General features: G+C 68.7%; 17 protein-coding genes and 1 pseudogene. 7 read left to right on the top strand and 11 right to left on the bottom strand.

Going from position 1 to position 16073, the window contains the following annotated elements; all coding sequences use genetic code 11:
• Positions 1 to 805: 805 nt before the first annotated feature.
• The 10 genes from NCC78_RS14875 to NCC78_RS14830 all read right to left on the bottom strand — a co-directional run bounded on the left by NCC78_RS14875 (position 806) and on the right by NCC78_RS14830 (position 8538).
• Positions 806 to 1465 carry a Type 1 glutamine amidotransferase-like domain-containing protein gene (locus tag NCC78_RS14875; protein ID WP_250795117.1) on the bottom strand — a complete coding sequence of 220 codons (660 nt, stop codon included), beginning with the start codon at positions 1463 to 1465 and terminating at the stop codon, positions 806 to 808.
• Positions 1466 to 1643: 178 nt separating this feature from the next.
• Positions 1644 to 2171 (bottom strand): hypothetical protein, encoded by a 528-nt coding sequence (locus NCC78_RS14870; RefSeq protein ID WP_250795116.1) that lies wholly within the window; start codon positions 2169 to 2171, stop codon positions 1644 to 1646.
• A 114-nt stretch (positions 2172 to 2285) separates the two neighbouring features.
• The gene (locus NCC78_RS14865) at positions 2286 to 3164 is read right to left on the bottom strand and encodes an RNA polymerase sigma-70 factor (protein ID WP_250795115.1); all 879 of its coding nucleotides are present in this window, start codon (positions 3162 to 3164) and stop codon (positions 2286 to 2288) included.
• Positions 3161 to 3751: a carboxymuconolactone decarboxylase family protein gene (locus NCC78_RS14860; protein ID WP_250795114.1), complete on the bottom strand. Its 591-nt coding sequence runs from the start codon at positions 3749 to 3751 to the stop codon at positions 3161 to 3163. The genes NCC78_RS14865 and NCC78_RS14860 overlap by 4 nt, the downstream gene beginning before the upstream one ends.
• Positions 3752 to 4089: 338 nt before the next feature.
• Positions 4090 to 4674 (bottom strand): suppressor of fused domain protein, encoded by a 585-nt coding sequence (locus NCC78_RS14855; RefSeq protein WP_250795113.1) that lies wholly within the window; start codon positions 4672 to 4674, stop codon positions 4090 to 4092.
• Positions 4675 to 5038: 364 nt separating this feature from the next.
• A complete protein-coding gene (locus tag NCC78_RS14850) occupies positions 5039 to 5236 on the bottom strand; it encodes a hypothetical protein (RefSeq protein WP_250795112.1) in 198 nt (65 codons plus the stop codon).
• 43 nt (positions 5237 to 5279) lie between these two features.
• A protein-coding gene (locus NCC78_RS14845; RefSeq protein ID WP_372495137.1) for an IS3 family transposase occupies positions 5280 to 6514 on the bottom strand; the annotation gives its coding sequence in 2 pieces (ribosomal slippage) (positions 5280 to 6235 and positions 6235 to 6514; 1236 coding nt in all).
• A gap of 33 nt (positions 6515 to 6547) precedes the next feature.
• Positions 6548 to 6949, bottom strand: a complete 402-nt coding sequence (locus NCC78_RS14840; RefSeq protein ID WP_250795111.1) for a hypothetical protein — start codon at positions 6947 to 6949, stop codon at positions 6548 to 6550.
• A gap of 159 nt (positions 6950 to 7108) precedes the next feature.
• Positions 7109 to 7804, bottom strand: coding sequence for a suppressor of fused domain protein (locus NCC78_RS14835; RefSeq protein ID WP_250795110.1), 696 nt, complete (start codon positions 7802 to 7804; stop codon positions 7109 to 7111).
• 245 nt (positions 7805 to 8049) lie between these two features.
• Positions 8050 to 8538 (bottom strand): hypothetical protein, encoded by a 489-nt coding sequence (locus NCC78_RS14830; RefSeq protein WP_250795109.1) that lies wholly within the window; start codon positions 8536 to 8538, stop codon positions 8050 to 8052.
• 215 nt (positions 8539 to 8753) lie between these two features.
• Between NCC78_RS14830 and NCC78_RS14825 the strand changes: the two genes are divergently transcribed.
• The gene (locus NCC78_RS14825) at positions 8754 to 9413 is read left to right on the top strand and encodes an acVLRF1 family peptidyl-tRNA hydrolase (RefSeq protein WP_250795108.1); all 660 of its coding nucleotides are present in this window, start codon (positions 8754 to 8756) and stop codon (positions 9411 to 9413) included.
• Between the two features lie 323 nt (positions 9414 to 9736).
• On the opposite strand, the gene NCC78_RS14820 is transcribed toward NCC78_RS14825, so the two are convergent.
• Positions 9737 to 10564 (bottom strand): hypothetical protein, encoded by an 828-nt coding sequence (locus NCC78_RS14820; protein WP_250795106.1) that lies wholly within the window; start codon positions 10562 to 10564, stop codon positions 9737 to 9739.
• A 172-nt stretch (positions 10565 to 10736) separates the two neighbouring features.
• Between NCC78_RS14820 and NCC78_RS14815 the strand changes: the two genes are divergently transcribed.
• From NCC78_RS14815 to NCC78_RS14790, 6 genes and pseudogenes are all read left to right on the top strand, one after another.
• Positions 10737 to 11213: a hypothetical protein gene (locus NCC78_RS14815; protein WP_250795105.1), complete on the top strand. Its 477-nt coding sequence runs from the start codon at positions 10737 to 10739 to the stop codon at positions 11211 to 11213.
• Positions 11214 to 11794: 581 nt separating this feature from the next.
• Positions 11795 to 12091 (top strand): pilin, encoded by a 297-nt coding sequence (locus tag NCC78_RS14810; RefSeq protein ID WP_250795104.1) that lies wholly within the window; start codon positions 11795 to 11797, stop codon positions 12089 to 12091.
• A gap of 11 nt (positions 12092 to 12102) precedes the next feature.
• Positions 12103 to 13020, top strand: a complete 918-nt coding sequence (locus NCC78_RS14805; RefSeq protein ID WP_250795103.1) for a conjugal transfer protein TrbL family protein — start codon at positions 12103 to 12105, stop codon at positions 13018 to 13020.
• The gene (locus NCC78_RS14800) at positions 13017 to 13907 is read left to right on the top strand and encodes a PrgI family protein (protein WP_250795102.1); all 891 of its coding nucleotides are present in this window, start codon (positions 13017 to 13019) and stop codon (positions 13905 to 13907) included. The genes NCC78_RS14805 and NCC78_RS14800 overlap by 4 nt, the downstream gene beginning before the upstream one ends.
• A 44-nt stretch (positions 13908 to 13951) precedes the next feature.
• Positions 13952 to 15655, top strand: coding sequence for a VirB4 family type IV secretion system protein (locus NCC78_RS14795; RefSeq protein WP_250795118.1), 1704 nt, complete (start codon positions 13952 to 13954; stop codon positions 15653 to 15655).
• Positions 15655 to 16073: pseudogene (locus NCC78_RS14790) on the top strand (type VI secretion protein); the annotation flags it as partial. The gene NCC78_RS14795 and the pseudogene NCC78_RS14790, both read left to right, overlap by 1 nt.

Raw genomic sequence — 16073 nt, 5'->3', positions numbered from 1 at the left:
GTGCGGACCCTTACGCCGCCGCGTTGATCACCCGCGTCGAAACGACACGAAAAACGAAAAGCGCCTGGATGGGTTTCAGATGCCCCATCAGGCGCCGGAAAACGTCTACGGAAATCAAAACTGCAACCCGGCTACCGTAGCACATGATCCGTCGTCGATCCCATGGCGGTGAGTGGGCCTGGTCACTCGTCTGCTTGCCACACCGCGTGGACGGCACGTTGACCGGGTTCACGATGGGCTAGTTGCAAGACTGGGAAGCGGCAGCGACACCGAGAATCGGCAGGTCGCGCCTGATGTGGCGTGAACTTAATCGGGCGCCGTCAGGACGAGCGGCCACGATGTCCGTCCACAAGGGCTCGATCAATCGGCGTGGGCACCTGCGGAAGCGCTGTCTGGCTCCGAGGCGGGACGGGGCAGGTGGGCGCATCGGCCGGCTCGCCCAGTGGTCTCGGTGGAGAACCTTGGTGTGGTTCGCGTCGTGCCCGACGCTGGTGGCCGTGCGGGGCGGCTGGCTTACCGCGCAATGGCGAGCACTGAAGGGTCGAGAGACGTCGAATACAACACCGCCGTACGGTGGCTGGCCTGCGTAAGAGCTATCCAGCCCCGAGGTAGTCAGCCCGACGACATGGACTTGAATCGCACCCCGGATCCCGGACGTCCGCCGTGTTGCCCAGGCCGTGTGCCCACGGATGCACTCACATTGGCAGATCCGCGCGCCGAGCAGCCGGAGGAGTTGTCACACAGCGTAGCGATCGCATCGCGGCATGAGCGGGCGCTTCGCCACGCCGATCACTGTTGGCCGCGGCTACGAGGGGAACAGCCTCCAGTGCCCCTCGGAAACGACCTCGACGGTGCCGTCGGTCACCTTGATGGCCGTCTGGTCGTCGATTGCGTACGCCGGACCGGCGATCTCGGCCGCCCATCTCTCGGCACCAGCCATGGTGTTGTCCGGCTCGAGACCTAGGTGCGGGAAGATCGAGAAGTCGACGACCCCGAGTGTGCGATCGTCCGGCGCGGACTGCCACTCGACGAAGTCCGCACCGATCCGGGGGGTCAGCACCATGCTCCCAGCACTCAACCCCACCCAGACGGTGTCCCGCAGCGACGGCAGGAGGTCCGCCAGCCCGGACTGCCGCATCCAGTGGCACAGGTACGTCGCATCGCCGCCAGCCACGAGCATGACGTCAGCCTCCCGGACCCAGGGGACCCACCGCTCCTCGCCGATGCTGGGCAGCGCTGTCAGCTCGAGGACGCCCAGCGACTTCCAGCCCAGGTCGCACATGGGTAGCGGCGTCTGACCGGTGATGAAGCGCCAGGCCGAGGCTGGCTCGCACATGGGGTGGCCGTACTGCGCCGTAGGGATGCAGAGGGCACTGGAGTCGGCGATCGGCTTGCCCAGCAGGTCGACCAGCGCATCGCGGATGCTCGGGTTTTTGACGCCCGCGGACGTGAGAAGAAGTTTCACGCTTGCCTCCTGTACGTAGCGGTCATGACGCTCTCCCCGAGAGTCGGGGAGATCGGGTGCACGGGAGTACAGACTGGACACCATAACGAAACTCATCGCCGTTGCGACCCCTCAAGCCCCCCGCACGCACATCGGCAAAGTCGTGCGGTCAGCGGCCAGAAGGGGATGCCTGCGGGTTTCAGCCGCGGCTGGCGAACAGGTAAACGGTGACTGCATCGGGTGCGTCGAGGTTAACCAGGAGAACTCGGCGTGTGCCGTCTGCAGTGGGTTGCTCCTCGTCGACGCCGGAGATGGTCTTGGCGGTTTCGGGGTCCCACAGGTTGCCGCCACCGACGTTGTGTTGGGCGTCGACTGCCCGAAGCCCCGGTGCGAGAGCCGTCGTGAACTTCGCCGTGGCGACGAAGGCGTCGAGTTCGGTGCGTGGCATGCGAAACTTCGCCGAGAGCTGGGTTTCCAGGCCGTTGCTGTACGCGGCGGTGAGCAGCACGCTGCCGGGCGGCAGGGTCACGTGAGCGACGGCTTCCACCTGGGCCGCGCTGGCGACCTCCGGCCTGGACTGTACCGGGAGCAGGTCTATGCCATCGCTGCCGACGGACAGCCCCGCCACACCGCACGCGATCAGCGACAGAAGCAGACTCATGCACGCAAGCACGAGTGCGGCCGTGCCTCTCCGGTTGCGCGTCCTCGGCACAGCGGTCTCGATCATGGCCAACACGATACGGCGCGCGCTCATCGGCACGTCCGGATGCCGGCACCCGCAATCCGGTTACCTTCCGTGACGAACGCATCGCGGCAGGTGCGAGCATGCGTAAGCCTGGACTCACCGTCGAAGCTCGGCCACCTCGCCCAGCCGCTCGAGCTTGTGCGGGTTGCGGATCGCGTAGATCTGGGTGATCCGGCCGTCCTCGATGACGAACGACACGGCCCTGTCGTTCTCGCCGCCGGGGTCGATGCGCGCCGCGATGCCGCCGTTGAGGTCGACGATGAAAGCCCTGGCGCCGGGCGCGACCTCGGCGAAGCGGGCCATCACCGGGGCGAGCTTCGCGGCCCCGCGGACCGGCTTGGGGATTGTCGGGGCCAGGCCGCCGCCGTCGCCCACGACGAGCACGTCGGGAGCCAGCACCTTGAGCAGTCCGGGCACGTCGCCGGTGGTCAGGGCGGCGAGAAACCGCTCGACCACCTGCTCCTGCTCGGTGCGGCTCACCGACATCCGCGGCCGGCGCGCCGCCACGTGCTTGCGGGCCCGCGTCGCGATCTGGCGCACCGCCGCCGGCGACTTGTCCAGCGCCTCGGCGATCTCGTCGTACGGCACGTCGAAGACCTCGCGGAGCACGAAGACCGCGCGCTCCGTCGGCGGCAGCGTCTCGAGTACCGCCAGCATGGCGATCGACACGCTCTCCGCAAGCTCGACGTCCTCGGCGACGTCCGGGCTGGTCAGCACGGGCTCGGGCAGCCACTCGCCCACGTACTCCTCGCGCTGCCGCGCGAGCGTGCGCAGCCGGTTGAGGCAGAGCCGGGTCACGATCCGCACGAGGTACGCCCGAGGGTCCCGGACCTCGCAGCGCTCGGCGTCGACCAAGGCTGCCCACCGCAGCCAGGTCTCCTGCACCACGTCCTCGGCGTCGGCGACCGAGCCGAGCATCTCGTAGGCGACGGTGAACAGCAGGCTGCGGTGGGCGACGAAGGGGTCCTCGCTCATGACGCGGACGCTACTCCCGGTCGCTCGGCCAGCGGCTTTAGGCCGCACGCGGCGGCGAAGCCGTCGGACTCGATGCCGAGCGCCACGTTGCCACGCGTGCTCATGTTCGCGAATGCGATCACCGAGGTGAGCTCGACCACGGCGGCAGATCCCAGCTCGGCGTGCAGCCGGTCCACCAGCTCGTCGGTCACGGTCGGCGGTGTCTGGCTCATCGCCTCGGCGTACTCCAGGACGTCCCGCTCCAACGGAGTGAAGACGTCCGCCTCCCGCCACCGCGGGATCTCGCGCGCCTTCTCCACGTCGAGCCCCTTGTTGCGGGTCTCGAAGTAGTTGAAGTCCAGGCACCACGTGCAGCCGACTAGCGACGCGACCGCCATGTGGGCGAACGACTTCAGGCCCTCGTCGCAGGCGTCCCACTTCTGCAGCTTGCCGCCGAGGCCGAAGCTGGCGAACAGCACCTTGGGGTTGTGCCAGTAGACGCCCACCGCCGTCGGCACCTTCCCCAGTTTCTTCTCGATCATCCGCTTGATCAGCGCTCCCTTGAGGCCGGTGATCTCGGCCGGGGGGATGCGGGTCGTGTGCTCCATGTCTCCTCCAGTGTCGGTGGCTGTAACGACGGGTTGGTAGGTCGTCATGCCATGGAGACACCGGCCGGGCCGCGGATGTGACATCGAGCGGGAGAAACGACTGGTCTGTTCGTCGTAGTCGGCGTCGGTGTACTCGATCGCGGTCCAGGCGTCCTCGGGGATCTAGGAGATCGCGGTCTTGACCTTGGCGTCCAAGCGCACGGTGACCGAGACGTCCGCGCCCGACTTGAGTGCCGCGGCCGGGGCGCAGCGGAATGACCTTCCGTACGGGCGAGCGGAACGCGGCATGAGCGTGCATCCCGATGGATCGACGTGACTCGCCATGGCTCCCGTTGCGTTTACACCACCAACGCGCGCAACGGATCCGTCGGGTCGATCCCGGAGTCGTCGAATCGCTGCTCCAAAGCCTCGGTGCCGTGCTGCTGACGGAACGCCTTCTCGGCTGCGGTGATCGGCAACAACCACAAGAGGCGGGCATGCCCAGCCGGCAATTCGCAAGCCTCCAGGTCCGGGCCGTGCAGATAGGGCAAGCTGACGAGAAGGTGATCGCACGCCGAGCCCGGCAGCCAAGGGCCGCCGATCGGCATCGTGTGCCAGTGGTCGAGGTGGTGGGCCGCGTGGTAGTAGGCGACCATGGCGATCAGATCGACTACGGCCGATTCCCGCTGTTTGGACGTCATCACGAACTCGATCCCGTGGCCGTCTTGGTTGACTGCCGACCAGCAGCCAGCGGTGACATATGCCCAGGTGCTGCTGCGAGGTCCTGGACCGACGACAATGATGCGAAGGTCGGGCACCGCCCTGCGACGGCCGAACCCAAGATCGTAGTCGACGACCTCCACATCATGCCCAGCGAAGAAGGCCCGCACGTGAGCCTCGGTTGCCTCCGCAGCCGCCAGCCGCCCTCGCCGTTTCGGTGTCACAGCACCCTCTCCTTGCCTCGAGTCGTGGCCGCAGCTACACCCCACCCGAACCGGGTTCCACCCTGCCCGTCGAGGCCGTGACCCGCCCTTGGCACGGACCCATGGCGATGTTGGATCACCCAATCATCATGCCGAACGGAGCGGTACCTCGATCCCGTGGTGTTCCCCTGGTGCGCCTGATCGCCACGGCCGCCGACCCAAGTTGCCGCTGAACCCACAACATCCCCACGACCGGACGTTGAGCCGGCGCGTCCACCCTTACCGGGCGTGACGCGCGGTCAGCGGCATGTGCGGACGTTCCTGGTGGTGACGCTGCCTCTGACTACCTGGCCTGATTCCGGCCCCCGATCCGCCCTGGCTACTGCTAGGCGGTGACATTGAAGGTGTAGTCGACGCGCAGCGCGAAGCTGCCGGACTCGCCCTGGATGGTCAACGTGTGCGCACCCGGCGCAGGGGCGGGGATTGTGATCCAAAGCCCGCAGGCCGTGCCTTCGTACACTGCGCTGGTCTGTGTGATGGGGTTGCCGTCGACACCACGGTAAGTGATCTTCTCGCCCTCCATCCGTTCGCCGCTGTGTCAAGCCCCGGGTTTGATGGAGAGTTGGTTAGCTGGTTTTCAGGGCTGCGGTGACCGGGTGGGCCATCGCGTGTAGCGCCTCGTGCTCGGCGGGCGGGACGTGCCCGAACTCGCCGTGCAGCCGGCGGTTGTTGTACCAGTCGATGTACTCGACGGTGGCCATCTCCAGGTCGTCAAGCCCGCGCCACGGGCCCTTGTTGCGGACGAGTTCGGCCTTGTACAGGGAGTTGAACGCCTCGGCCATCGCGTTGTCGTACGAGTCGCCCTTGGAGCCGACCGAGGCGACGGCACCGGCCTCGGCGAGCCGCTGGCTGTAGCGAATCGCTCGATACTGGACTCCCCTGTCCGAGTGATGGACCAGTTTGCGCAGGTCAGCACCCTGATGTTCGCGGCGCCAGATCGCCATCTTCAGCGCGTCGAGAGCCAGGTCGGTGTAGAGACTCCTCGACACCTGCCAGCCGACGACCATGCGGGAGTACACGTCGAGGACGAAGGCGGCGTACACCCAGCCGACGCTGGTGCGCACGTAGGTCAGGTCGGCGACCCACAGCTGGTTCGGATGTTCCGCGGTGAAGTCCCGTTTGACCAGGTCACCTGGGCGTCCGGTCTCGGCTGCGGGCCGGGTCGTGCGCGGCGTTTTGTCGCGTAGCAGCCCGCGCAGCCCGGACTCGCGCATCAGCCGCTCGACGGTGCACCGGGCCACCGGCACCCCTTGGCGGTGCAGGTCGTGCCAGACCTTGCGAGCGCCGTAGACGCCGTAGTTCTCCGCGTGGACCTGCTCGATCATCGCGGTCAGCTCCTCGTCGCGCCGCGACCGGGGCGAGGCGGGGCGGGTCTTGGCGGCGTAGTAGGTCGACGGTGCGATCTGTGCCGGCGTGTCTTCGAGCGCCTGCAGGACCGGCTGGACACCGTGTTCGGCCTTCTGGGAGTCGACGAAGTCGACCTTCATCGCGACGGACGGTCCAGCTCCGCCGCGAAGAAACTCGCCGCGGACTTCAGGATCTGGTTGGCCCGCCGCAGTTCACGCACTTCCCGTTCCAACGCCGCGAGGCGTTCCGCGTCGCTGCTGGTGGTGCCCGGCCGCTGTCCAGCGTCGGTCTCGGCCTTCTTCACCCACGTGCGCAACGCCTCCGGGTGGACCCCGAGCTGACCGGCGATCCGCCGGATCGCTCCGACCGCGCTGGCCGGGTCCCGGCGGGCCTCGACCGCCAACCGAGTCGCACGCTCACGCAACTCATCGTTGTACTTCTTCGGTGCGGGCATCGCTGGTGTTCCTCCCAGGTTTCGATGTCTCCATCAAACCCGGTGCGGAACACTGAGCCGCTTGCCGTCAAACTTGGCGCTGCCGGTTGCGTCGCGGAGGAACGTGGCGCAGTCGGCTTTCCTGGAGGCGACCACGTTCACCAGCGGCGCGACGATCGGCCGTCCGGCCGGTACCGAGCACTTGCGTCGCACGGTTTCCCCGAAGCTTCCCGCAAAGAACCACACGTCATCGGGCTGGTTCCGGGCGCAGTCGACACCGGAGCGGTCGGAAACCGGGTTGGTGGCGGTTTCCTCGGCCGCTGCCCAGTTCCACCAGCGTTGCTGGATCTCCACCGGCTTGGCCGGCTCCATTGTCGCAACCGCCCCAGGCTTCTTCTTCGGGTCAGCCTGACGGGCCTCGTTCGCGCACCCAGCCAGGGTCATGGCCGTCACCATCAGGCAACTCGTCAGGGTCGTAGCTCGGATACCCACGCTATTCACGTACGGCAGCATAGAACGATCCGCCAGGACGCCTCGGGGGACCATGGATGGGCCAACACCCGCTCTGCGGCAGAAGCGCGCACGTGACCTTGGTCAGCGCGTCCGATCGAGCTGTCAGGCGTACGAGGGCCTGCGCGGGTCCAGCAACTCGGTGACGCGGCCACGGTCGAGGACTTCGATGAGTGCGTCGGTACCGCGTTCGACCTTGACCGCTATCTCCTCTGGGTGCAGAGGGATCAGCGCGAGCAACGCGATTCGGATGCCGCCGCCGACGTCGATCGTCCGGGCCTCTGGCGGCACCCGCAGCATCGGCGTGACGACGACTCCGGCGAACGGGGTGTCCGTAGCGTACGGCTGCGCGGGATCGCCGTTCGGCACGGAATGCCATTCGCCGATCCACGTTCCGTACTCGTGCGGCAGCCGAGCTACCTGCTTGAGGATTCGCAGCGGCCACCCGGTTTCGTCGCCGAGCCCGGCTACCTCGGTCAGCGGCCAATCTGCCGGCAGGCTGAGCATCAGTTCGGCGTACGGGCTGATGTCGTGGCCCTCCGGGACCGTCATCGGCAGATCACTCATCCCAGAAGTGATCAGCGTCCGGTACGGGCGTTCCTCGGTCGGGGCCACGACATAGACATGCACACCGACCAGGTGCGAGGCGATCTCGTGGTAGACGAACTCGACGGGCCCGAAGTGTTCCTGGATGTGTCGGTCGATAGCGTCGGCGAAGGCCTGCTGCGGCCCTTGCGCCGGTACGAACCCGTCGTGCAGCGACTGATGACGGAGGACTCCTGACCCGCGCGACTCGTCCATGGCGACGCAGCCTATGCAAGGGTCCAACGGGGGCGCGACCGAGGGCACGCTCATCGGCAGTTCCGGATGCTGGTCGACTGGGGCGAGCGTCACGGCGCGTGACGGACATCCGCCCGTCGTCGCGCACGACCTGCGGCAGATGAGGATGGCCGCGCTTCACGATCGATACGCCACAGTTGCTCGCGCGCGTTCATCAGCCCGGTGGTCCCGCCGGGCCAGCGTCCCCTCAAGGGGATTGGGCAGAGTCAGAGGCAGGTAGGCCGCAGATCCCGAGGCGTGTAGGTGATCTGCACGTGGTAGGTCCCCCCGGCGGTGCTGAGCACCTGGAGGCTCCACGTGCAACTGGTCCCGTCCGACTTCCCGGCGTCGTAGACATGGCTGCCGTGGCCGAACGCCTCCCAGCCGCTGACGCTGGCAAGATCCGCGTAGAAGCGCGACACGTCGTCGGCTGCACCGGCTCCGGTGACCTCGCGGTCGAGCGTTCCAAGGCTGGGCGGCCCCGGACTCTCCCAACCGCAGCTGACGGTCTCGGTCACCGCTGCCAGGGTGGCGCCGGGTGGCGTCTGGGTCAACACCGGCTCCTGACGCAGTTCGGCAACCGTCTTCGGGTCCGGGTGGCAGTCGCGGGCGGTGATGTCCCCCGATATGGCGTCGCCCAGGTCGCCACAGCCCGCAAGGAACAGCCCCAACGCGGCCGCCACGACAGCGGGGCTGACAACGCCGATCCGGCTCACAGCACACACCCCAAAGTGTTCGATCTTGGCCTGGTGAGCATAGGTTCGCGGTCTCCTGGTGCACCAGCCCTGATCCACCGATCGAGCCGCGTTCGGACATGGCCCTACCCCAACTCGGCAGAACCGGGCATCAACTGGGCTGTGTTCGATGGCGCGACCCGCTTCATGTGAGCATGGTGGGTGCAGGCCGGCCGTTCCCGATAGGTGGTGCTCACGTGGTGAAGGCGCGACCCGCCGCGGGTGGCGGGCGGTGGGTGGAGATCTCACCGGAGCGGATTCGTGGTTGGCTCGACGGCTTCTACAGCCGCCACGACGGCGCCACCGAGCAGGGCCTCGTGTTGACCGGCGTGAGCAACGGTGATACCGCCACGCTGTATCCGCCGCCGGGGCTTGCCGACGCGAAGGATGTCGACACGCTGCTGGCCCGCATCATCCGACCGCCCCGGATCGCCGTGCTGCTGGCCCGTAAGGGCGCGGTTGCCGCCGGTGTCGCGGACGGTACGACCATCACCGTCTCCAAGGTCGAGCGCTTCTACGTGCAGGGTCGCACCGCGGCCGGCGGTTCCTCGCAGCAGCGCTACGCACGTCGCCGCGCCAACCAGGCCCAGGCTGCTACTCAGCGGGCTGCGGACATCGCCGCGCGGATCATCCTGCCCCATGCGCCCGGTGTTATCGCCGACCCTCACGATGCAGTCAGTGCCCTGGTCTGTGGCGGCGACCGGCCGATGATCGACGCGGTGCTGACAGACCGGCGTCTGTCGCCACTGGCGCTACTGCGTCATCCACACCTGCTCGAATCCGCCGAGCCCCGTCTGGCCGTCCTGCAGGATGCGGCGGTTACGGCCAGACGGATCCGCGTCCATCTGATGCCGTGACCACGATCAGGTCCAGCAGGTCGACGACGATGCGACCAGGATGATGTGCGACGGCCCAACAGTGCCGGACCTGTACGCGATGTCCCGTAACCACCCGCTCTGCGGCATAGAAAGACGTTTTGCGTGTCGATGCAGGACGTAGGAACGTCCCCCTGATGCGCTTGTCGGGCTTGGTGTCCCATCGCAGGAGGAGGGCGTTCATGGGTCGGATCACAAGCGACGGGCATCGTTAACACATGGATACCCGAGATCATCCGCTCGTCCAAGAGGCGCATGCATTCGTGGCCGTCAGCGGACCCGAGCGGGCCCTTGGGTCGGCTCCTTCAGGCGGCGGCGACCCGTACCTGGCAGACGAGGTCCTCGAACGTCGGCGGATCAGTGCGGGGGTGGTTGCAGTGGTAGATGCGCCGGTCCGCGGCGACCTCGACCCGCATGCCCGCCTGCTCCTCCCACCGGGCGACGATCTCCCGCCCACCCCCGGCGCGTTCGACGTACACGTTGCACAGCCGCAGGATCCGGTGCGGCGAGCGGTAGGTCAGGGCGATCTCCTCACCCACCCGTTCCGGCCAGACCAGCGCCTCCCGCGACGGCGCCCCACCCTCGAGCGCCACCGAACCCTCGGATACGGCGACCGCCAGGCCGTGCCGGCGCCGATCGTCGACCCGGATGGCGCGTACGACCACCCGGCCGGCAGCCGGCAGCCCGGCCCAGACATCGCCGGTGAGCACCTCACCTGAGCCCCAGCGGATCGGAATCGCCGGCCACGGGGGCAGGCCGAGGCGCTTGCGCCGCTTGACCGCGTCAAGCATCGCGGTGGCAATCGGCAGTCCCGTGCGTGCGTAGTCGACCGGCCCCGGGTCCCGGCCGAAGGTGCCTTCGACGGGTGCGAAGATCCGGGCCCAGTCCTGGTCCCCGTCGCGGACGGCCGCCATGACCGATCGGAAGGCCGCCAGGATGTCGACGGCGTCGACCTCCTGGATCGGCTCGCCGGACCACTGCCTAAACCGCAGCCGCAGCGACCCGGCTCGCTTCGCCACCACCTCGACGAATCGCTCCGCCACCTGATCGCAACGGATCGTCGCGGTGGCGGTGTCCGTCTCCGCGAGCGCGTCCATAAGGAGGTAGAGGATGTCGCCCGAGGTGGGCAGCACGTCATCATCGTGGTCCGTGATCAGTCGATAATTCCCCGCCATAGCCACCCCTCATCGTCGTACCCAGGATCACCCGTACCGCGGCAGAAGGGTGCCCCGGCACAGCCCGGAACTGATATGACGGCAGGCCCGTGAGGGCAGGGCGACCGGCTCGGGGCCTAGCATGCTCATCGTGCTCGAACTGTCGGACGACCTATTGCGGCTGGAGCCCGGCCAGATCGTCTACCTGTCACCGCTGCGGTCAGGCCCAGCTGCCGGTACCTGGGCAATCACCGTACCGCTCGTGCCGTTCTCCACGGCAGACCGTTTCGATCCCGCCACCTTCCGCCTCGGCACTGACGGACCGGAAATCATCAAGACGGCCATTGTGGGCGAGTTCATTGATCTGCCCGGCAACGACCTGGCCGCACTGACCGGCCGCACCTTCGACTTCCCGATCAACCCGCACCCTGGCTACATCGATGCGAGCATCTGTCTGGGTGGGGGGCACAATCCGGTCGACATCACCCGCATGGAGTTCGGTGCAGCCCGTTCCCAGTACATCGAAGTTGTACTGGACGCCGCGTTCGACTTCACCCAGGAAGGCGTCGAGATCGCGAACAGGTCAGCGGTCCTTCACGCCAACCTCCAGTTCGAACGGCTCGACTGACCCCCACCGAAGACCGGCAGGGCAGCCGTACTCAACCCGGCAGATCCGGAAGCCGAGCGGTTAGCCGCGCGCAGGGCGTCCGACAACGCAGGGCCGCCCACCGCGCTGGCCGTCAGATCCCGCGCACGTCGGATAGCTCATCGCTGAAGGAGGGCCTACCTGCTGCCGAGGTTTCACTTCGAGCCTCTCGTGGCTCGGTTCTGGCGCCGCACGTGGATCCCTACTGGTCTCGACACAAGACCGTCTCGTGCGAACGCCCGGGGCGGCCTCTTTGCGCTTTCGGTCCGCGCCAACCTTGCGCACCAACGTGAGTCGCTGACCGGTCTTGTCAGGCCGTGACAGGCGGGCCGCGAGTTCATCCGACCTGACAGCCGAGATCTGGGCGGTGCATGTCATCCACGGCATGCCCGTCCGGTGGGGACCTCTCAACCGGCGAGGTCCATGGTCCGGCATGGCTGGCGCGGCGTACTGACACCGCAACCCTTCGCTACCTGCGAGGGAGGAGCGCCCCCACCTGACCAGACGGGCCTTCGCCCTGGTCCCCACCGCGGCGGCCCGCAGATTCCTTGTGGAGCGCTGCAATGCACCCGACTCTCTCCGTCCTGTCCGACCTCGCCGCCGCCGCGCCGCCGCCGATGGCGGCCCCTAAGAGCATCAACGAGGTCATCTCGAGCATCACCGGCTGGATCATGGGCATCATCGCGTTGGTCGCGACGATGTTCCTGGTCATCGGCGGCCTGCGGTACATGGCCGCCGGCGGCGACCCGGCCCAGGTCGAGCAGGCCAAGGGCAACGTCAAGTCCGCGCTGGTCGGCTACGCCCTCGCGGTGCTGTCCCCGGTGATCCTGCAGGTGCTGCAGGGCATCCTCGGCGGCTGAGGCGACTGATCATGGTCGACTGGTTGATGAACGGTCTGGTCAGCTGGCTCGCCGAGAAGATCACCGAGCTTCTCGGCGGCCTGCTGGCCTTCCTGGCCTCCTCCATCTTCGTATCGCCGGACGTCACCGTCCTGCCGCAGGTGCAGTCGATCGCCGACAAGAGCGCGTTGGTGGTCAGCGCCTGCTTCGTCCTCGCGGTCATCGCCGTGGGTGTCGCGGTGATGGTCGGCGACTCGGTCGAGATGCGCTACGGCGTCAAGGAGCTGATCCCCCGGCTTGTTGCCGGGTTCGTCCTGTCCGCGTTCGCGATCCCGCTGACCGGTGTGCTCATTGACCTCGCCAACGCCCTGACGGTGTCGATGGTCGGCGATTCCGCGCCGACCTCCGAGGCGGTCGCGTTCGTCCAGGTGCGCCTCGCGTCCGCGATGACCGACGAGAGCGCCGCGCTTCTGATGGCCATCATCGGGCTGCTCATCGTCGTGTTGATGTTCATGCTCGTCGGTAGTTGGCTCGCCCGCGTCGGGGTGCTGGTCGTCCTGGCCGGGGTCGCGCCGGTGGCGCTGGCCTGCTACGCCACGCCGTGGACGCAGGGCGCCGCGCAGCTGTGGTGGCGCACCCTGCTGGGTTGTCTGGCCACCCCCGTCCTGCAGGCGGTCGCGTTCTCGGTGGGCATCACCCTGCTGACCGACCCGGGGTCGAACCTGCCGATCCTGCTCGGCCTGCCCGGCTCGGACACGGTGAACCTCATGCTCGTCATCGTCGTGCTCTGGGTCACGCTCAAGATTCCCACGATGATGCGCCGGTACGTCCGCGGCGCCGGGTCGTCGAACGCCGGCGGGGTTCTGCTGCGTGCGGTGTTCATTCAGGGCGTCACCCGTCATCTGCCGCTCGGCCGGCTCGGGCGCAGCGTCGTGCGGGGTGGGCGATGAACGCCGAGGACACTCCCCCGCGCGCCGTTGTACCGGCCAACGTCAACGAGCCTGACCGCATCGCGTTCGGGCTGACGTTCCGGCAGTTGGGCATCGTCGGCGGCACCGGGATGGCCGGGTTCGGTTGCTACCGCGCGTTCGGTCACCTGCTGCCTGCGGTGGTGTGGATCGTCGCCGGGGTCATCGTGTTCGCGGTCGCGGTCGTGGTGGCACTCGGTCGCCGTGACGGCCTGCCCTTGGACGTGTGGCTGCGACACGGGTTCGCGCTCGGCCGCAGCCCGCGCACGCTCACACCGGGTATGGCTCGGGCCAGTTCGGTGGCGGTGGTGGCCGGCAAGCCGAGCGTCCCGGCGCCGCTGCGCTCTCCGGTCACGGCCGTCAGCCCGACCGGCGTCCTCACCAGTGAGGGCAGCGACAAGGTCCTGATCGCCTGCGGCACCACGAACATCCACCTGCGCACCGGTAGCGAGCAGGGCGCGCTGCTGGAGGGGTTCGGTCGGTTCCTCAACAGCCTGACCGGTCCGGCGCAGATTGTCGTGGCCGCGCAGCGGCACGACCTGACCGTCTACGCGCAGGCCACCGTCGACCATGCGCCGCGCCTGCCGCATCCGGCGTTGCAGGCCGCCGCGGACAACTACGCGCAGTTCCTCCTCGACCTCGACGCCTATCGCGATCCGCTGCGTCGCCAGGTCCTCGCCGTGATCACCGGGGAACACGCGGCCGAGGGGGCCGTGCGGGCCCTGTCCGGGCTCGGCGTCGAAGCCGCCGCCTTGGACGGGCCGGCGGTCGCCTCGGCGCTCGCCAACGCCGTCGATCCCCTCTCGCCACCGGTGCCTGGCCCACGTGCGGTGCCCGGCGCCCCGATCACCCTACGGAGCACATCGTGAACCTCTTGAAGCCCAGGAAGAACAGTGTCGCGGCTGGGGAGGGCATGCCGTCCCCGGCCGCGTTGTCGGTCACGCCGTGGCATGTGCAGGTCGGTGACGGGTACGCCGCGACCTACGCGGTGTGCGGCTACCCCGCCGAGGTTGGCCCCGCGTGGCTCGACCCGCTGCTGTCCTACCCCGGGCGCGTCGACGTCGCGGTGCACCTGGACCCAGTACCACCGCAGCTGGCCGCGCCGATGCTCAAGCGCCAGCGCGCCCGCCTGGAATCGTCGCGCCGGCTGGACGCCGAGCAGGGCCGCCTGGGTGATCCGATGGTCGAGGCGGCAGCGGCTGACGCCGCCGACCTTGCCGAGCGTGTCGCCCGCGGGGCGGCGAAGCTGTTCGAGGTTGGCATCTACGTCACCGTCCACGCCCGTACCCTCGACGAACTCGCCACCATCACCGCCGGGGTGAAGTCCGCCGCCGCCGGCGTGCTGCTGGACGTGCAGCCGGCGACGTTTCGCCACCAGCAGGGCTGGGTGGCCACGCTGCCGGTCGGGGTGGACCCGCTGCGGATGCGCCGCATCCTCGACACCACCGCCCTCGCGGCGGCGTTCCCCCTCGCCTCGGCCGACCTCCCCGCCCCGGCCCCGGGCGTCGTCGCCCCACCCGAGGGGGTGCTGTACGGGGTCAACACGACCAGCAACGGGGTCCTGATCTGGAACCGGTGGGCGCAGGACAACCACAACAGCGTGGTCCTGGCGCGCAGCGGCGCCGGGAAGTCGTACTTCGTCAAGCTGGAGGTGCTGCGCAACCTGTACCAGGGCACGACGGTGTCGGTCATCGACCCCGAGGACGAGTACGCGCCCCTCGCGCAACACGTCGGCGGGACCGTCGTGCAGCTCGGTCAGCCCGGCGTCAGGGTCAACCCGTTCGACCTGCCCGCCGACAACCGGCCCGACACCCTGACCCGGCGGGGGCTGTACCTGCACACGCTGATCTCGGTCATGCTCGGGGCAACCCCTCCGCCGGCGGAACGCGCCGCTCTCGACCGGGCCCTCACCGCCACCTACAACCGGGCCGGGATCAACACCGACCCGGCCACCTGGACCAAACCCGCGCCGCTGCTGCGCGACCTGGCCGCCACCCTCAACGCCGACGGCGACACCGCCGCCGGGCACCTGGCCGACCGGCTCGCGCCGTGGACGGTCGGCAACTTCGCCAGCCTCTTCGACGGGCCCACCTCCACCCGCCCGGAGGGTCACCTGGTGGTGTGGAGCCTGCGGCACCTGCCCGATGAGCTGCGCACCGTGGGCACTCTGCTCGCCCTCGACTCGATCTGGGCGGGCATCGACACTCCGCCCGCCGGCGCCCGCCAGCGTCGCCGGCTCGTCATCGTGGACGAGGCGTGGCTGCTGATGCGCGACGGCGAAGGCGCCCGGTTCCTGTTCCGGATGGCCAAGGCCGCGCGGAAGCGGTCCGCCGGTCTGTGCGTCATCACCCAGGACGCCGCCGACGTTCTGTCGACCGACCTCGGCCTCGCCGTCGTGTCCAACGCCGCCACGCAGGTGCTGATGCGCCAGTCCACGCAGTCCATCGACGCGGTGACCGAGGCGTTCGGCCTGACCGCCGGGGAGTCCAGGCTCCTGCTGTCGGCGCCCCGAGGTGAGGGCCTGCTCGTCGCCAGCCGCAGCCGGATCCCCTTCCGCGCCGTTGCGTCGGCCGCCGAGCACAAGCTCGCCGTGACCGGAATCGGGGAGACCGAATGATGACCACCCCGACCTGGCCCGCCGACGTCGGGCACTGGATCATCGCCCGACCGTGGCTCGGCATCATCGCCGCCGCCGCGCTCGTCGGCGCGGTGTTCGGCCACGACCAACTGCTCGCCTGGCGGCACACGCGGCTCGTCACCGGCGCGCGGTGGCTGAGCATCGCCGCCCCGCCGGAGGTCACCGCCGAGGCTGCCGCGGCGTTCTGGACCACGCTGGTCGGCGTGCTGACGCCCTCGGTGTGGCAGCAGCGCCTGTTCGGCATCGCGCACGTCGGGTGGGAGTACATCTGGACCGGCCGGTCCCTGACCATCCGGGTCTGGGTGCCAGGCACCGTGCCGCGCGGCGCGGTCGAGGCCGCCGTCCGCGCGGCCTGGCCCGCGGCCACCCTCACCAGCACGGACGCGGCACCGCCGAT

It is taken from the genome of Micromonospora phytophila (assembly GCF_023656545.1).
In the GTDB taxonomy this organism is placed as follows: domain Bacteria; phylum Actinomycetota; class Actinomycetes; order Mycobacteriales; family Micromonosporaceae; genus Micromonospora; species Micromonospora phytophila.
Note: the sequence above shows the minus strand (reverse complement) of the source record. Positions and strands in the feature narration are given on the sequence as shown.